This is a genomic window from Hydrogenophaga sp., assembly GCF_030373245.1.
Taxonomy (GTDB): Bacteria; Pseudomonadota; Gammaproteobacteria; order Burkholderiales; family Burkholderiaceae_C; genus Hydrogenophaga.
This window is the reverse complement of sequence record NZ_JAUCZF010000003.1, coordinates 64984-78051: the sequence shown is the minus strand read 5'-3', so window position 1 is coordinate 78051 and position 13068 is coordinate 64984. Positions and strand designations below refer to the sequence as shown.

15 protein-coding genes are annotated in these 13068 nt (G+C 66.0%); 14 read left to right on the top strand and 1 reads right to left on the bottom strand.

Features of this window, described 5'->3' with window-relative positions:
• Window positions 1–24: 24 nt before the first annotated feature.
• Complete coding sequence (phaP, locus tag QUV25_RS08425; protein ID WP_300863160.1) at window positions 25–567, bottom strand: TIGR01841 family phasin; 543 nt, start codon at window positions 565–567, stop codon at window positions 25–27.
• Between the two features lie 266 nt (window positions 568–833).
• Here phaP and QUV25_RS08420 point away from each other — a divergent pair, with 266 nt between their 5' ends.
• The 14 genes from QUV25_RS08420 to mnhG all read left to right on the top strand — a co-directional run bounded on the left by QUV25_RS08420 (window position 834) and on the right by mnhG (window position 13009).
• The gene (locus QUV25_RS08420) at window positions 834–1793 is read left to right on the top strand and encodes a histone deacetylase (protein WP_300863159.1); all 960 of its coding nucleotides are present in this window, start codon (window positions 834–836) and stop codon (window positions 1791–1793) included.
• Between the two features lie 23 nt (window positions 1794–1816).
• Window positions 1817–2266: a thioesterase family protein gene (locus tag QUV25_RS08415; RefSeq protein ID WP_300863158.1), complete on the top strand. Its 450-nt coding sequence runs from the start codon at window positions 1817–1819 to the stop codon at window positions 2264–2266.
• A gap of 65 nt (window positions 2267–2331) precedes the next feature.
• Window positions 2332–2988: a nitroreductase gene (locus QUV25_RS08410; protein WP_300863563.1), complete on the top strand. Its 657-nt coding sequence runs from the start codon at window positions 2332–2334 to the stop codon at window positions 2986–2988.
• Between the two features lie 45 nt (window positions 2989–3033).
• Window positions 3034–3381, top strand: a complete 348-nt coding sequence (locus QUV25_RS08405; protein WP_300863157.1) for an FKBP-type peptidyl-prolyl cis-trans isomerase — start codon at window positions 3034–3036, stop codon at window positions 3379–3381.
• Window positions 3382–3607: 226 nt separating this feature from the next.
• Window positions 3608–4594, top strand: coding sequence for a D-glycerate dehydrogenase (locus QUV25_RS08400; RefSeq protein ID WP_300863156.1), 987 nt, complete (start codon window positions 3608–3610; stop codon window positions 4592–4594).
• Window positions 4591–6111, top strand: a complete 1521-nt coding sequence (gene rmuC, locus QUV25_RS08395; RefSeq protein ID WP_300863155.1) for a DNA recombination protein RmuC — start codon at window positions 4591–4593, stop codon at window positions 6109–6111. Before QUV25_RS08400 ends, rmuC begins: the two co-directional genes overlap by 4 nt.
• Window positions 6108–7277 carry an MFS transporter gene (locus QUV25_RS08390; RefSeq protein WP_300863154.1) on the top strand — a complete coding sequence of 390 codons (1170 nt, stop codon included), beginning with the start codon at window positions 6108–6110 and terminating at the stop codon, window positions 7275–7277. Before rmuC ends, QUV25_RS08390 begins: the two co-directional genes overlap by 4 nt.
• Before the next feature lie 134 nt (window positions 7278–7411).
• Window positions 7412–9712: a hydrogen gas-evolving membrane-bound hydrogenase subunit E gene (mbhE, locus tag QUV25_RS08385; RefSeq protein ID WP_300863153.1), complete on the top strand. Its 2301-nt coding sequence runs from the start codon at window positions 7412–7414 to the stop codon at window positions 9710–9712.
• Window positions 9712–10155, top strand: a complete 444-nt coding sequence (locus tag QUV25_RS08380) for an MnhB domain-containing protein (RefSeq protein ID WP_300863152.1) — start codon at window positions 9712–9714, stop codon at window positions 10153–10155. The genes mbhE and QUV25_RS08380 overlap by 1 nt, the downstream gene beginning before the upstream one ends.
• Window positions 10152–10580, top strand: a complete 429-nt coding sequence (locus QUV25_RS08375) for an NADH-quinone oxidoreductase subunit K (RefSeq protein WP_300863150.1) — start codon at window positions 10152–10154, stop codon at window positions 10578–10580. The genes QUV25_RS08380 and QUV25_RS08375 overlap by 4 nt, the downstream gene beginning before the upstream one ends.
• Entirely contained in the window at window positions 10577–12043 is a 1467-nt protein-coding gene (locus QUV25_RS08370; protein ID WP_300863149.1) for a proton-conducting transporter membrane subunit, read from the top strand. The genes QUV25_RS08375 and QUV25_RS08370 overlap by 4 nt, the downstream gene beginning before the upstream one ends.
• Before the next feature lie 2 nt (window positions 12044–12045).
• Window positions 12046–12396, top strand: a complete 351-nt coding sequence (locus QUV25_RS08365) for a Na+/H+ antiporter subunit E (RefSeq protein WP_300863148.1) — start codon at window positions 12046–12048, stop codon at window positions 12394–12396.
• Window positions 12393–12680, top strand: a complete 288-nt coding sequence (locus QUV25_RS08360; RefSeq protein WP_300863147.1) for a monovalent cation/H+ antiporter complex subunit F — start codon at window positions 12393–12395, stop codon at window positions 12678–12680. Before QUV25_RS08365 ends, QUV25_RS08360 begins: the two co-directional genes overlap by 4 nt.
• Entirely contained in the window at window positions 12677–13009 is a 333-nt protein-coding gene (gene mnhG / locus QUV25_RS08355; protein ID WP_300863146.1) for a monovalent cation/H(+) antiporter subunit G, read from the top strand. The genes QUV25_RS08360 and mnhG overlap by 4 nt, the downstream gene beginning before the upstream one ends.
• Window positions 13010–13068 lie beyond the last annotated feature (59 nt).

The window sequence follows — 13068 nt, the reverse complement described above, 5'->3', positions numbered from 1 at the left end:
GGAGCGGGGCGATCCCGCTTCAATTCAACGCTTCTTAGCGGAAGCCTTGACAGCGCTGGTGGCCTGGCTGGTCACGGTGTTGAAGTTGGACTCGGCCATTTCGGTGGCTTGCTTGACGGCCTTTTGCACCGATTCCATGGCGTTGTTGGCTGCCGATACGGCGCTCTTCATCATGGTCACGGCGGTTTCGGAACCGGCGGGCGCGTTCTTGGCGGCGTTGTCCACGACGGCCATGAATTTCTTCTGGGCGTCGGCCGATTGGGCTTCAGCGGCTTTGGTGAACTCGGCGCTGGTGCCCGAGGCGATGTCATACAGGTGACGGCTGTAGGCCACGGTCTTTTCGGCCAGGGGCTGCATCAGGGCGGCTTGCAGGGTCAGCAGTTCCTGAGCGTCTTTCACGCTGAGCATGGCCTGGGCGTTGTTGGCGGACTCGGACATGGCGGCCTTGGTGGCTTGCACGTTGAGGTCAACCAGCTTTTCGACGCCTTCAAAGGCTTTCTGGGTCAGGCCAAAAATGGTCTCGATGTTGGCTTTCTGGGCGGCGACGATTTGTTCAGCGGTCAGCATGGTGGTACTCCAATTATTGAAAGGTCAGACGAGGTAAAAAAGAACCTAGTTGAGGGCTGCTCCCGAACCCGCGCTGTCTCGACGCTGTTGTTCTCGTTCGCTTTGCTGCACTGCAACATACCTCAAATTATAGGGATTACCCGTGGCTTTGCAAGGCTTTTTTGCTGCGACGCAACATTCTAGGCGGGGTCTTCTAAACACCGGGTCTGCCCGCCGGTTTTCATGGCGCCGCCACAATCGGGGCAGCCCGTTACGCCATCTCGCTTGTGCACGCTTACTACGCCGATCATTTCGTCCTGCCTCTGCCCACGGGACATCGCTTCCCCATGGCCAAGTACGGCCGCTTGCGCCAGCGACTGGCGGCCGAACTGCCCGGCGTGAGCCTGCAGGAGGCTCTGCCGGCGACCGACGGCGAGTTGGCGCTGGTGCATACGCCGGACTACATCCGCGCCGTGGCCGAGGGCACTCTAAGCACCGCTGCGCAGCGCGAAATCGGATTTCCCTGGAGTCCGGCCATGGCCGAGCGGGCTCGCCGGTCGGTCGGTGCCACGGTGTTGGCGGGTCGTCGTGCGATGGCTGGCGAAGGCCTGGCCGCCAACCTGGCCGGGGGCACCCACCACGCCTACGCCGACAAGGGCAGCGGCTTTTGCGTGTTCAACGACGCGGCAGTGACGACCCGTCTGCTGCAGGCCGAGCACGCGCGTCAACACCGTGCGGCCGGCCTGTTGCGTGTGGCCATCATTGACCTTGATGTGCACCAAGGCAATGGCACCGCGCGCATCTTCGTCAACGATGCGTCGGTGTTCACCCTGTCGCTGCACGGCGCGCGCAACTTTCCATTCCGCAAGGAGCCCAGCGATCTGGACGTGGAGCTGCCCGACGGCTGCGGCGACATCGAATACCTGGACGCGCTGGAGCGCGCGATTGAGGAGCTGGAGCGGCGCTTTGATCCCGGGATGGTGATCTACCTTGCCGGGGCCGATCCGCACGAAGGCGACCGGCTGGGGCGTCTGAAGATCAGTTTCGACGGCCTGGAGGCCCGTGACCGGCGCGTGATGGACTGGGCCTGGCAGCGGCGCGTGCCGCTGGTGTTCTGCATGGCTGGTGGCTACGGTACCGACCTCGAAGCCACGGTGCAGGTGCAGATCAACACCTACGCCGTGGCGCTTGAGTACCACGCGCGGTGGCAGCGCTGGGCAGGCGGCTTGGCGACAGGCACCCGCTGAGGCGGCTGGCACAATCTTCGGCCATGAGCAACGATTCTCCGGCGGGGCGCCCGCAAGCCCGCCCCCGCAGCCACTACCGCGTCTTTCGCGACATCGGTACGCGGTGGATGGACAACGACGTGTATGGCCACGTCAACAACGTCGTCTACTACAGCTGGTTTGACACCGCGGTCAACGCCCACCTGATCGAGAAGGGAGCGCTGGACATCCACCAGGGCGCGGTGATCGGCTTTGTGGTCGAGACCCAATGCAATTACTTCGCGCCGCTGGCCTTTCCGCAAACCGTACAGGCCGGCCTGCGCGTCGCTCAGCTGGGCAGTTCCAGTGTTCGCTACGAGGTGGGGCTGTTCGCCGAAGGCCACGAAACCGCGGCCGCCTGCGGTCATTTTGTTCACGTCTATGTTGATCGCGTGACCCAGCGCCCGGTGCCATTACCCGAGACTTTGAAAAACTCCCTGGAGAAACTGCTGTGAGCCAAAACCCCACCACGCTGCCCGTCATCGACGCCGCCAGTGTCGACGCTGCCATCAGCACCCGCATGTCGGCGCGCGCCTTTCTGCCCAAGCCGGTGCCACGCGCCACCATCGAGCACCTGCTCACGCTCGCCAGCCGAGCACCCTCGGGCACCAACACCCAGCCGTGGAAGGTCTACGTGCTGCAGGGTGCCAGCCGCAACGCCTTGGTGGACAAAGTGTGTGCCGCCCACGATGCCCTGCGCGCGGACCCCTCTCTGGCGGCGCAATACCGCGAGGAATACGACTACTACCCCGAGCAATGGGTCAGCCCCTACATCGACCGGCGGCGTGAAAACGGCTGGAGCCTTTACGGCCTGCTCGGCATCACCAAGGGCGACAAGGACAAGATGCATGCCCAGCACCAGCGCAATTTCCGATTTTTCGACGCGCCGGTGGGGCTGATGTTCACGCTGGACAAGGTGATGGGCCGTGGCTCGCTGGTGGACTATGGGATGTTCCTGGAAAACCTCATGATCGCCGCGCGCGGCCATGGCCTGCACACCTGCCCGCAGGCGGCCTGGAACGGTTTTGCCAAGATCATCCTGCCGCACATCGACGCCAGCGACAGCGAGATGCTGGTCTGCGGCATGGCGCTGGGCTTTGCTGACCCCGACGAAAAGGTCAACGGTTTTCACACGCCGCGCGAGCCTGTGGCCAGCTTCACCCAGTGGCTGGAATAATCCTTCCAACGCATTCTTTCAACAACTCAACTCGAGGACTCCACCATGATCACGACCCCCAGCGGCCTGCAATACGAAGACACCACCGTGGGTAACGGCGAGGTCGCCCAGGCCGGTCGCCCGGTGCAGGTGCACTACACCGGCTGGCTCTACAACGATGGCGTGCAGGGCGCCAAGTTCGATTCCAGCAAGGACCGCGGCCAGCCGTTTGAATTCCCGCTGGGCGCTGGCCACGTCATCAAGGGCTGGGACGAGGGCGTACAAGGCATGGCTGTGGGTGGCACACGCCGCCTGGTCATCCCGGCAGCGCTGGGTTATGGCGCGCGTGGCGCGGGAGGCGTGATTCCGCCCAACGCGACGCTGCTGTTCGAGGTTGATCTGCTGGCCGTCTGAGGTATCTCGCGGCGACGCCTCGCTTCCTTTGAAGGGCACGAAGCGGCCAAGAAGCCGTGCCGCTTCGTCCCGTCCAGTTCGGCACAGGCAAACTTGCAGCCGCGGTCCTCGACCCTCAAGTGGGCAAGCCAGCGTCCCGGTGCTGCCGGTTCCACGCTCTGTACCGAGGCTGGATGCGCGATCCTCAACGGCTACTTTCTCTTAACGCTGCAATTCGGAGCCTGACATGAATCCACGCCCCTCCATCCTGGTCGCACGCGCCATCTTTCCGGAAGTCATTGCCTCTTTGCGCGAGCACTTCGAGGTCGACACCAATGACGACGACGTGGCGCTCACCCCCGAACAGCTGGCGCAGCGTCTGCAGGGCAAGGTGGGTGTGCTCACCACCGGCAGCGAGCGGGTCGATGCGGCCCTCCTGGCGGCCTGTCCTGGGCTCAGGGTGGCGGCCAACATCGCGGTCGGGTTCAACAACTTCGACGTGCCGGCGATGACGGCCGCCGGCGTGCTCGGCACCAACACGCCCGACGTGCTCACCGAGACCACGGCAGACTTCGGCTTCGCCCTCATCATGGCCACGGCCCGCCGCCTGACCGAGAGCGAACATTTTCTGCGCGCGGGGAAGTGGAACAAGTGGGCGCTGGACATGTTCGCCGGCGCCGATGTGCACGGCAGCACGCTGGGCATCCTGGGCATGGGCCGCATCGGCCAGGCCATTGCCCGACGCGGCGCGCACGGCTTTGGTATGAAGGTGATTTACCACAATCGCTCGCGGCTGGACGCTGCCATCGAAGCCGATCTGCGCGCAAGCTACGTGAGCAAAGACCAGCTGCTGCAGCAGGCCGATCACCTGATCCTGGTGCTGCCCTACAGCGCTGAATCGCACCACGCCATCGGTGCAGCTGAAATCGCGCGCATGAAGCCCACGGCCACGCTGGTCAACATCGCACGCGGCGGCATCGTGGACGACGCGGCCCTGGCCGCTGCCTTGCGCGAGCGCCGCATCGCGGCCGCCGGCCTGGACGTGTTCGAGGGCGAGCCCAAGGTGCATCCTGACCTGCTCACCGTGCCCAACGTGGTGCTCACGCCCCACATCGCCAGCGCCACCCTGGCCACGCGCCGGGCCATGGCACAGCTCGCGGCCGACAACGTGATCGCCTACCTGACCCAAGGCCAAGCGCTCACGCCACTGAATCCGGAAGTGATCCGGGCATGACCACCGAGACGCTGATCTGGGCCCTGCTGGTCGGCGTCGCGCTCAACCTGCTGCTGGCGCTGTGGCTGCTTCTGCGGCCACGCCAGCCCGGCGCCGACGAGCTGGCGCACCGCCAGCTGCTGCAAAGCCAGAACCAGCAGATCGGGCAGCGGGTCGAGCATGTGGAGGGCGAGCTGCGGCGTGAAATCGGTGACAACGCGCGCGTCGCCCGCCAGGAGATCCAGCAGACGCTTGGTGGCTTTCAGGAGGCGGTGTCGCGTCAGAGTGCCGAAGCCGCGCGCACGCAGAACACACAGCTCGATGCGTTTTCCCAGCAGCTGCTGCAGCTGCGCGGCACGCTCGGCGATACCTTGACCCAGCAGCTGCAGGCGATCAGCCTGGGCATGGGCCAGCAGGCGGCCGAGGCCACGCGCACGCAGAACGCGCAGATCGACGCGTTTGCCCAGCAACTGGTGCAGCTGCGCACCACGCTGTCCGACACCCTGGTGCGCCAGCTGCAGGACATGAGCGAAAGCAATGCGCGCCGCCTCGCCGAGGTGCGCACCACGCTGGACGCCCAGCTTGCCCAGCTGCAGCAGAGCAATGCCGCCAAGCTCGACGAGATGCGCGCCACGGTGGACGAAAAGCTCCAGAGCACGCTGCAGGCACGCCTGGGCGAGAGTTTCAAACAGGTGGCCGACCGCCTGGAACAGGTGCACAAGGGTCTGGGCGAGATGCAGACCCTAGCGCAGGGTGTGGGTGATTTGAAGCACCTTCTGACCAACGTAAAGACCCGCGGTATGTTTGGCGAGGCCCAGCTTGGTGCCTTGCTGGAGCAGGTGTTCGCGCCCGACCAGTATGCGACCCAGGTCGCCACCAAACCTGGCAGCCGCAATGTGGTGGACTTTGCGATCAAGCTGCCGGGCCGGGGTGACGACGGCGCGCCGTGCTGGCTGCCGATCGACGCCAAGTTCCCAAACGAAGACTACGAACGCCTGCTCGATTCGCAGCAGCGCGCCGACGTGGAGGGCGCCGAGCTGGCTGCTCGCGGCCTGGAGCAGCGCATCCGGCTCGAAGCCAAAAGCATGGCCGAGAAGTACCTCGAGCCGCCGCACACCACCGACTTCGCCATCCTCTTCCTGCCCACCGAAGGTTTGTACGCCGAGGTGCTGCGCCGCCCCGGTCTGATGGAGGTGTTGCAGCGAGAGCACCGCGTCACGCTTGCCGGGCCGACCACGCTCATGGCCATGCTCAACTCGTTGCAGATGGGCTTTCGTACGCTGGCGCTGGAGAAACGCAGCAGCGAGGTCTGGCAGGTGCTGGGCGCGGTGAAGACCGAGTTCGGCAAGTTCGGCGATGTGCTGGCCCGGGTGAAGAACCAGACCCAGACGGTGCTCAACACCATCGACGCGGCTGAAACCCGCAGCCGCGCCATGGGGCGCGCGCTCAAGACGGTAGAAGCCCTGCCGCAAGACCAGGCCAGCGCCTTGCTGCCGCTGGACCCGAGCGATCAAGATCCCGCCGTCGGTGACGCTTGAGCGCGCTGCCACGCACTGAGCTGGCGCGGCTGATCGCTGCGCAGGTCTGCCTGCACGCCTGCATGACAGGCTTTCGCATGGCCGCGCCGCTGATGGCGCTGCGCGAGGGCCACAGCGCAGCGGCGGTGGGCATGCTGCTGGCGCTTTTTGCGCTGGCGCAGGTGATCCTGGCGCTGCCCGCGGGGCGGCTGGCTGACCGCCGCGGCATCCGCCGCCCGCTGCAGCTGGCGATCGGGGTCGCAACCTTCGGCGCCCTGCTGGCACTGGCCTGGCCGGTGTTTGGTGTGCTGTGCGTGACCGCGCTCACCAGCGGCGCTGCCTCCTGTCTGACCATGACGGCTGTCCAGCGCCACGCCGGCAAGCTCGCCCACGACGGCACCCAACTCAAGCAGGTGTTCAGCTGGCTGGCGATCGGCCCGTCCATCTCCAACTTCGTCGGGCCGTTTCTGGCGGGCCTGCTGATCGACGCCTCGGGCTTTCGCGCGGCCTACCTGCTGCTGGCCTTGTTGCCTTCGCTGGCCTGGTTCTGGGCGCGCCAGCTCACCGAGGTGCCAGCTCAACACAGCGAGGCGCCGGGCAGCAGCGGGTCGGCCTGGAACCTTTTGCGTCAGCCCGATCTGCGCCGGCTCATGATCATCAACTGGATACTGTCGTCGTGCTGGGACGTGCACACCTTCCTGGTGCCGGTGCTGGGTCACGAGCGGGGGTTGAGCGCTTCGGCCATTGGCGCCATCCTAGGCGGATTTGCGCTCGCTGCCACTGCGATTCGCCTGCTCATGCCTCGGGTGGCCATGCACCTTCGCGAGTCGTCGGTGATCGCCTCAGCCATGGTGGCGACCGCGCTGCTGTTTGCGCTCTACCCGCTGGTGCACGCCCCCTGGGCGATGGGTTTGTTGTCCATCTTGCTGGGCGTGGCGCTAGGCTCGGTACAGCCGATGATCATGAGCACGCTGCACCAGATCACGCCCAGACACCGTCACGGCGAGGCGCTGGGCCTGCGCGCGCTGGCGATCAACGGCTCCAGCGTGGTGATGCCGCTGCTGTTTGGCTCTGCTGGCGTCGTGATCGGCGTGGCCGGGGTGTTTTGGGCGGTGGGGGTGGTGGTGGGAGTCGGTTCGCATCTCGCGCGGCGCATGCCTTCACCTGCGCCATCGCCGCGAACCTGAAGCTCTCGCAGCCTCGAACACCCCGATTCGGCGAAAGCCTTTGACAGGGCCACTATGATGATGGCCTTTGCGTTTTCGGGCTGCCCCGATCCACCCTGAGGCCAAGAGCCAGGCTTTCATAAACCTAAGACGACATGGCTCAAGCCCATTCACTCGATGCATCCGCGACCAGCCTGGGCTGGCCGGGGCGGGCTGCGTTCATCGCGGTGCCGGTGGCGGCGTTGTGCCTGCTGATCTGGCTGCTGTGGCGGTTTGAGCTGCCGCTGCAGTGGGCCGCGGCCTGGGTTCCGGCGCTGGGCGTGGAGTTCTCGTTTTATGTCGATGGCCTTTCGGCGCTCATGCTGCTCATGATCACCGGTGTGGGTAGCGCGGTGTTTGTGTACGCAGGAGGCTACCTGGCCGGCCATCCTCAGCAACACCGGCTCTACATCCTGCTCAGCCTGTTCATGGTGGCCATGATCGGCTGCGTCACCGCCGACAACCTGATCGTGCTGTTCCTGTTCTGGGAAATGACCAGCCTGACTTCGTTCATGCTGGTGGGCTTCAACCACGAGCAGCCGGACAGCCGCAAGTCGGCGCAGCAGGCCCTGCTGGTGACAGGCACTGGCGGCCTGGTGCTGCTGGCCGGCTTCATCGTGCTGGGTCAGGCCATGGGCAGCTGGTCCATGAGCGAGATCGTTCTGCGCCTGCCGGAGATGGAGCAAACCCCGCAACTCACCACCGCGCTGGTGCTGATCCTGGTCGGAGCCTTCACCAAGAGTGCGCAGTTCCCGTTCCATTTCTGGCTGCCCAACGCCATGTCGGCGCCGACGCCGGTGTCGGCCTATCTGCACTCGGCCACCATGGTGAAGCTGGGCGTGTTCCTGCTCGCGCGGCTGGATCCGGGTTTTGGCGAATGGGCGCTGTGGGAGTGGGCGCTCAAGGGCGCGGGTTCCATCACCGCTGCCTGGGGCATGGCGCTGGCGTTGCGCGAGCGCGACCTCAAGCGCATTCTGGCCTGGTCGACCGTGGCCACGCTGGGCACGCTGGTGATGCTGGTTGGCCTGCGCGGCGAGGGCGCCACGGTGGCGGTGGGGGCCTTGTTGCTGGCACACGCGCTGTACAAGGCGCCTCTGTTCTTCGTGGCCGGCAACGTGGACCATGGCACCGGCACCCGCGTGATCGACAAGCTCGGCAGCCTGCGTCACGCCATGCCATGGACGGCGGCGGTGGCTTTGCTGGCGGGCGCGTCGATGGCGGGCATGCCGCTGTCGTTTGGCTACATCGCCAAAGACCTGATCCTGGAGGCCAAGGCCTCGGGCGATGTGTTCGCCTTTGCCACAGCGGCCTACACCGTGTTCGGTGCAATTGCGGTGGCGGTGGCCGGCGTGGCGGCGATCCGCATTTTCTGGCGACCGCGCAGCGAAAACCTGCCACCGCCCGATGCCCACGAAGGTGGGCCTTCGCTGGTGGGTCCACCGCTCGCGCTGGCCCTGATCGGCATGGCTTTGGGTGTGTTCCCTTTTCTGATTCAGGGCCTGATCTCAGACGCCTCGCTGGCCATGACGCCCGACACCCAGGTGGCCGCGCTCAGCCTGGCGCTCGATCTGGGCCCGGCACTGAGCTCGCTGGCCGTCACGCTGGCCATTGGTGGCCTGATCTACGTGTTCTGGGATCCACTGCACCGGGTGTTTGAGCGTCTGTCTGCCTTGACGGGTCACTTCGGCATGATCTCGGTCTATGAGCGCTCGCTCAAAGGCATTCCGCAACTGGCGGCCGGCGCCACGCGCTGGATTCAGGGCGGCAGTCTGCCGAGCTACACGCTGCTCACCGTGAGCAGCCTCTCGCTGGCTTTGCTGATGTTGCTGCTGGCAGGTTGGGGGCAATGGGTCTGGCCGGCCTGGGAAGCGCCGTCGGTGGGCTTCGTGGGTGCCTGTCTGTTGATCATCGCCGGCGCCGTGCTGGCCTGTGGCGTGCGCAACCGGCTGGTGTTGCTGCTGGCCACCGGGCTGGTGGGTTTTGGCTGCGGCGTGCTGTTCCTGTTCACCGGCGCGCCGGATGTGGCCTACACCCAGTTTGTGGTGGAGACGGTCTTCGTGATCGTGGTGGCTTCGGTGCTGATCAGGCTCAAGCGCCAGGGGCGTGGCAGCAGCCTGCCCGAGCCGGCGCTGCGCCCGCTGGCGCTCGCCGTGGCGCTGCTTGCGGGCGCGGTGCTCACCGCCTTGCTGCTGCTGGCCACGGCCGGCACCTTCGACACCAGCCTCACCGATTTCTTCGCCGCCCGCAGTGTTCCCGAAGCGTTTGGTCGCAACGTGGTCAACGTGATCCTGGTGGATTTCCGCGCCCTCGACACCCTGGGCGAAATCACCGTGGTGATGCTGTCTTTCCTGGCCGCCTGGCCGCTGCTGCAAGCGCTGCGCGGGCGGCGCACCTCGACACCGAAAGGCGGCGTCTGATGCGCGATCGCCTGGTCATTCTGGAGGTGGTGGCGCGGCCGCTGTACTGGATCATCCTGGCCGCCTCGGTCTGGGTGCTGTTCACCGGCCACAACGAGCCGGGCGGTGGCTTCATCGGCGGGTTGGTGGCCGTGAGCGCGACCGTGTTGTGGGCGGTGGCACACGGCTCGCAGGCGGCCGAGCGGCGCCTGCCGCTGGGCGACGCGGTGCGGCTTGCCGCTGTGGGCGTTGCTTTGGCAGCGCTGTCGGGTGTGCATTCCTTCTGGGGTGCTGAAGACTTCCTCACCCACGCATGGGGCAGTCTGCCGCTGGGTTTCACATCCCTCAAAGTGTCGACCGTGATGGTCTTTGATCTGGGTGTCTACCTCTGCGTCTGGGGCGGTCTGGCCGGCTATTCGCTGGGTTTGCTGGGTCTGGATGAACCGAAGGAGGGCGGCGCGTGATCTGGTTGCTGGCCCTGACTGTCTTTGTCTGCATCACTGCAGGCGTGTACCTGGCGCTGTCGCGCGACGTGTTCCGTTGCGTGCTGGGCCTGGGCGTGCTGGGCGCAGCGGCCAATCTGGTGCTGTTTGCCGCTGGCCGCCTTGGTTCGGCGCGGCCGGCCATCGTGCCGCTGGGCGAGCAGGTGCTGGGTGAAGCGGGCAATGCGCTGCCGCAGGCGCTTGTGCTCACGGCGATCGTGATCGGCTTTGCGCTGATCTGCTTTGCGCTGGTGCTGGTGTTGCGGTTGATCCAGGTGGCCGCCACCGACGATGCCGAGCAGTTGCGCCACGCCGAGCCGCTGCCCGATGACCCGGTCAAGCCGCCGTACACGCCCGCGGCGCTGGAGCCGGTCCACCCGTCGATGGCGCAGGGGGAGCGTTCATGAGCGGGTTGATGAACGCGCTGGTGATCTCGCCGGTGCTGGTGCCGCTGACCACCGCGGTGCTGGCCACGCTGGCGCGCGAACGTGCTGGCCTGCAGCGTGGCATCAGCTACGCCGGCGTGCTGCTGTTTCTGGGCTGCGCCATCTGGCTGGTGCAGATTGCGGCCACCGGTGCGGTGCCCAGCGCGGCCTTTGGTGGCTGGGTAGCTCCCTACGGCATCGAGTTTCGCATCGACCGCACCGGCGCCTCGCTGGTGCTGATCACCGCCCTCATGGGACTGGCCAGCCTGCTGTTTCTGGCCAGCGATGCCGACACCGGCGAGCACCACGGCCTGCTGTTGCCGCTGTTGCACGGACTGCTGGCGGGCGTGGGCGGAGCCTTTGTCACCGCCGACCTGTTCAACCTGTATGTGTGGTTTGAGGTGATGCTGATCTGCGCCGTTGGCCTGTTTGCCATCGGTGGGCGGCTCGATCAGCTGGACGGCAGCTTCAAGTACCTGGTGCTGAATCTGGTCGGCACGTTGCTTCTGCTGATCGCGGTCGGCATGGTGTACGCCGTCACCGGTCACCTCAACTTCGGCGCGCTGGCCCAGGCCAGCCCCGGCATGCCGGAGGCGTTGTCTGTTCTGGTGCTGGGTACGCTGCTGCTGGCCTTTCTCGTCAAGGCCGGCGCCTTCCCGCTGTTTGCCTGGCTGCCCGCTTCGTACCACACGCTGTCCGCACCGGTGCTGGCGCTGTTTGCCGGGCTGCTGACCAAGGTCGGGGTCTACGCGGTGATGCGCACGGCGGGCGATGTGTTTTCGCCAGCCCCGGCGGTGTTGATGGAGGCCCTGGGCTGGATCGCTGCGGCCACCATGCTGTTTGGCGTGTTCGGTGCCGCTTACCACTGGGACATGCGGCGCATCCTTGCATTCCACATCATCAGCCAGATCGGCTACATCCTGCTGGGCATTGCGCTGGCCAGCGAGGCCGGCAATGCCGCCACGCTGTTCTACACCATCCATCACATCGTGGTGAAAGCCAACCTGTTCCTGATCGCCGCGCTCATCTGGCGCTACACCGGCAGCTACGACCTGCGGCGCATCGGCGGTCTGTACGCGGCCAAGCCGCTGCTGGCGCTGCTGTTCCTGGTGCCTGCGCTGTCGCTGGTGGGCATTCCGCCTCTCTCGGGTTTCTGGGCCAAGCTGATGATCCTGCAGGAGGCCATTGGTCAGGGTCGCATCGTGTGGACCGTGGTTGCGCTGGCGGTGAGCGTGCTTACGCTGTATTCGATGATGAAAATCTGGATGGAGGCTTTCTGGAAGCCGCATCCCGATGCCAGCTGGACGCTTCCGACCCATGCCCGCGTGGCACCCGCCTGGATCGCCACGCTGGGTCTGGCGGCGGTGACACTGGCGATCAGCCTCAACCCGCAGGCCCTGGTGGCCTACGCGCAGGCGGCTGCGGCTACTTTGGGAGGGCAGTGAACATGCTGGGCAAACTTGGGGCGCTGTTGGTGCTGCTGCTGCGCTTTCTGAAAGCCGTGGTGCTCTCGGGTCTTCAGACGGTCCAGGTCATCCTGGCGACTGCGCCCGGTGGTGCACCTGCGCGCACCGGCACTTTTGTGCGGGTGCGGTTTGCCCCCATGAATGCCACTGGCGCGGCCATCCTTGGCTGCATGGTGTCGCTCACCCCGGGCACGACCACGCTGGACATCGACATGGATCACCACGAGCTGCTGCTGCACGTGCTGGATGAGACCGCGGTGCAGGACATGCTCGACGGCATTCGAACCGATTTCGAGCCGGGTCTGGTGGCTGTGTTCGGAGTCACCGCATGATCGCCTGGGCCACGACCGCGCTGGTGGTTTTCTCGCTGCTGGCGCTGGCGCTGGCCAGCGTGCGCATCGTGGTCGGCCCCACGAACGCCGATCGCATTGTGGCGCTCGACATCTTTCTGGCGGCTGGCGTGGCGCTGGGGGTGGCGGCTTCGCTGCTGACGGCGCGCACCGTGTTTCTCGATGTGGCGATTGGCCTGGCGCTGGTGGGATTTGTCGGCACCATCGGCTGGGCTCGCCTGGTGCAGAAGGCCGATTCCGACAATGCGCAGGAGGACCGCCCATGACTCTCCTGGCCACGGTGCTGATCCTCGCCGCTGCGGTGTTGTTGCTGATCGCCGCCTGGGGGGTCATCAAGCTGCCCGATGCGCTGGCGCGCCAGCACGCGGCGACCAAGGCGGGCACGCTCGCGCTTGCGTTGCTGTGTGTGGGCGCCATGCTTGTCATGCCCGAGTGGGAGTGGGTGCGCCGACTGCTGCTGATCGTCGTGTTCCTGCTGGTCACCTTGCCGGTGGCCTCGCACCTGCTGGCGCGCGCGGCGGTGCGCGAGTCGGCTGCGCATCAGCGCGGCATCGACGAGGCTCCGGTGCTGAGCACCCGACAGCCACCGCGCTGAGTCCGGGAGCGCCCTCGGACCGGGCGCTGCAAGGTCTGCGACAGGCGCTCGTTTAACAT

Coding starts and splice junctions, on each gene's coding strand:
- QUV25_RS08400 (WP_300863156.1), top strand. CDS start 3,608: ATGAATCCACGCCCCTCCATCCTGGTCGCACGCGCCATCTTTCCGGAA.
- rmuC (WP_300863155.1), top strand. CDS start 4,591: ATGACCACCGAGACGCTGATCTGGGCCCTGCTGGTCGGCGTCGCGCTC.
- QUV25_RS08365 (WP_300863148.1), top strand. CDS start 12,046: ATGCTGGGCAAACTTGGGGCGCTGTTGGTGCTGCTGCTGCGCTTTCTG.
- QUV25_RS08410 (WP_300863563.1), top strand. CDS start 2,332: ATGTCGGCGCGCGCCTTTCTGCCCAAGCCGGTGCCACGCGCCACCATC.
- QUV25_RS08415 (WP_300863158.1), top strand. CDS start 1,817: ATGAGCAACGATTCTCCGGCGGGGCGCCCGCAAGCCCGCCCCCGCAGC.
- QUV25_RS08405 (WP_300863157.1), top strand. CDS start 3,034: ATGATCACGACCCCCAGCGGCCTGCAATACGAAGACACCACCGTGGGT.
- QUV25_RS08360 (WP_300863147.1), top strand. CDS start 12,393: ATGATCGCCTGGGCCACGACCGCGCTGGTGGTTTTCTCGCTGCTGGCG.
- QUV25_RS08370 (WP_300863149.1), top strand. CDS start 10,577: ATGAGCGGGTTGATGAACGCGCTGGTGATCTCGCCGGTGCTGGTGCCG.
- QUV25_RS08380 (WP_300863152.1), top strand. CDS start 9,712: ATGCGCGATCGCCTGGTCATTCTGGAGGTGGTGGCGCGGCCGCTGTAC.
- phaP (WP_300863160.1), bottom strand. CDS start 567: ATGCTGACCGCTGAACAAATCGTCGCCGCCCAGAAAGCCAACATCGAG.
- mbhE (WP_300863153.1), top strand. CDS start 7,412: ATGGCTCAAGCCCATTCACTCGATGCATCCGCGACCAGCCTGGGCTGG.
- mnhG (WP_300863146.1), top strand. CDS start 12,677: ATGACTCTCCTGGCCACGGTGCTGATCCTCGCCGCTGCGGTGTTGTTG.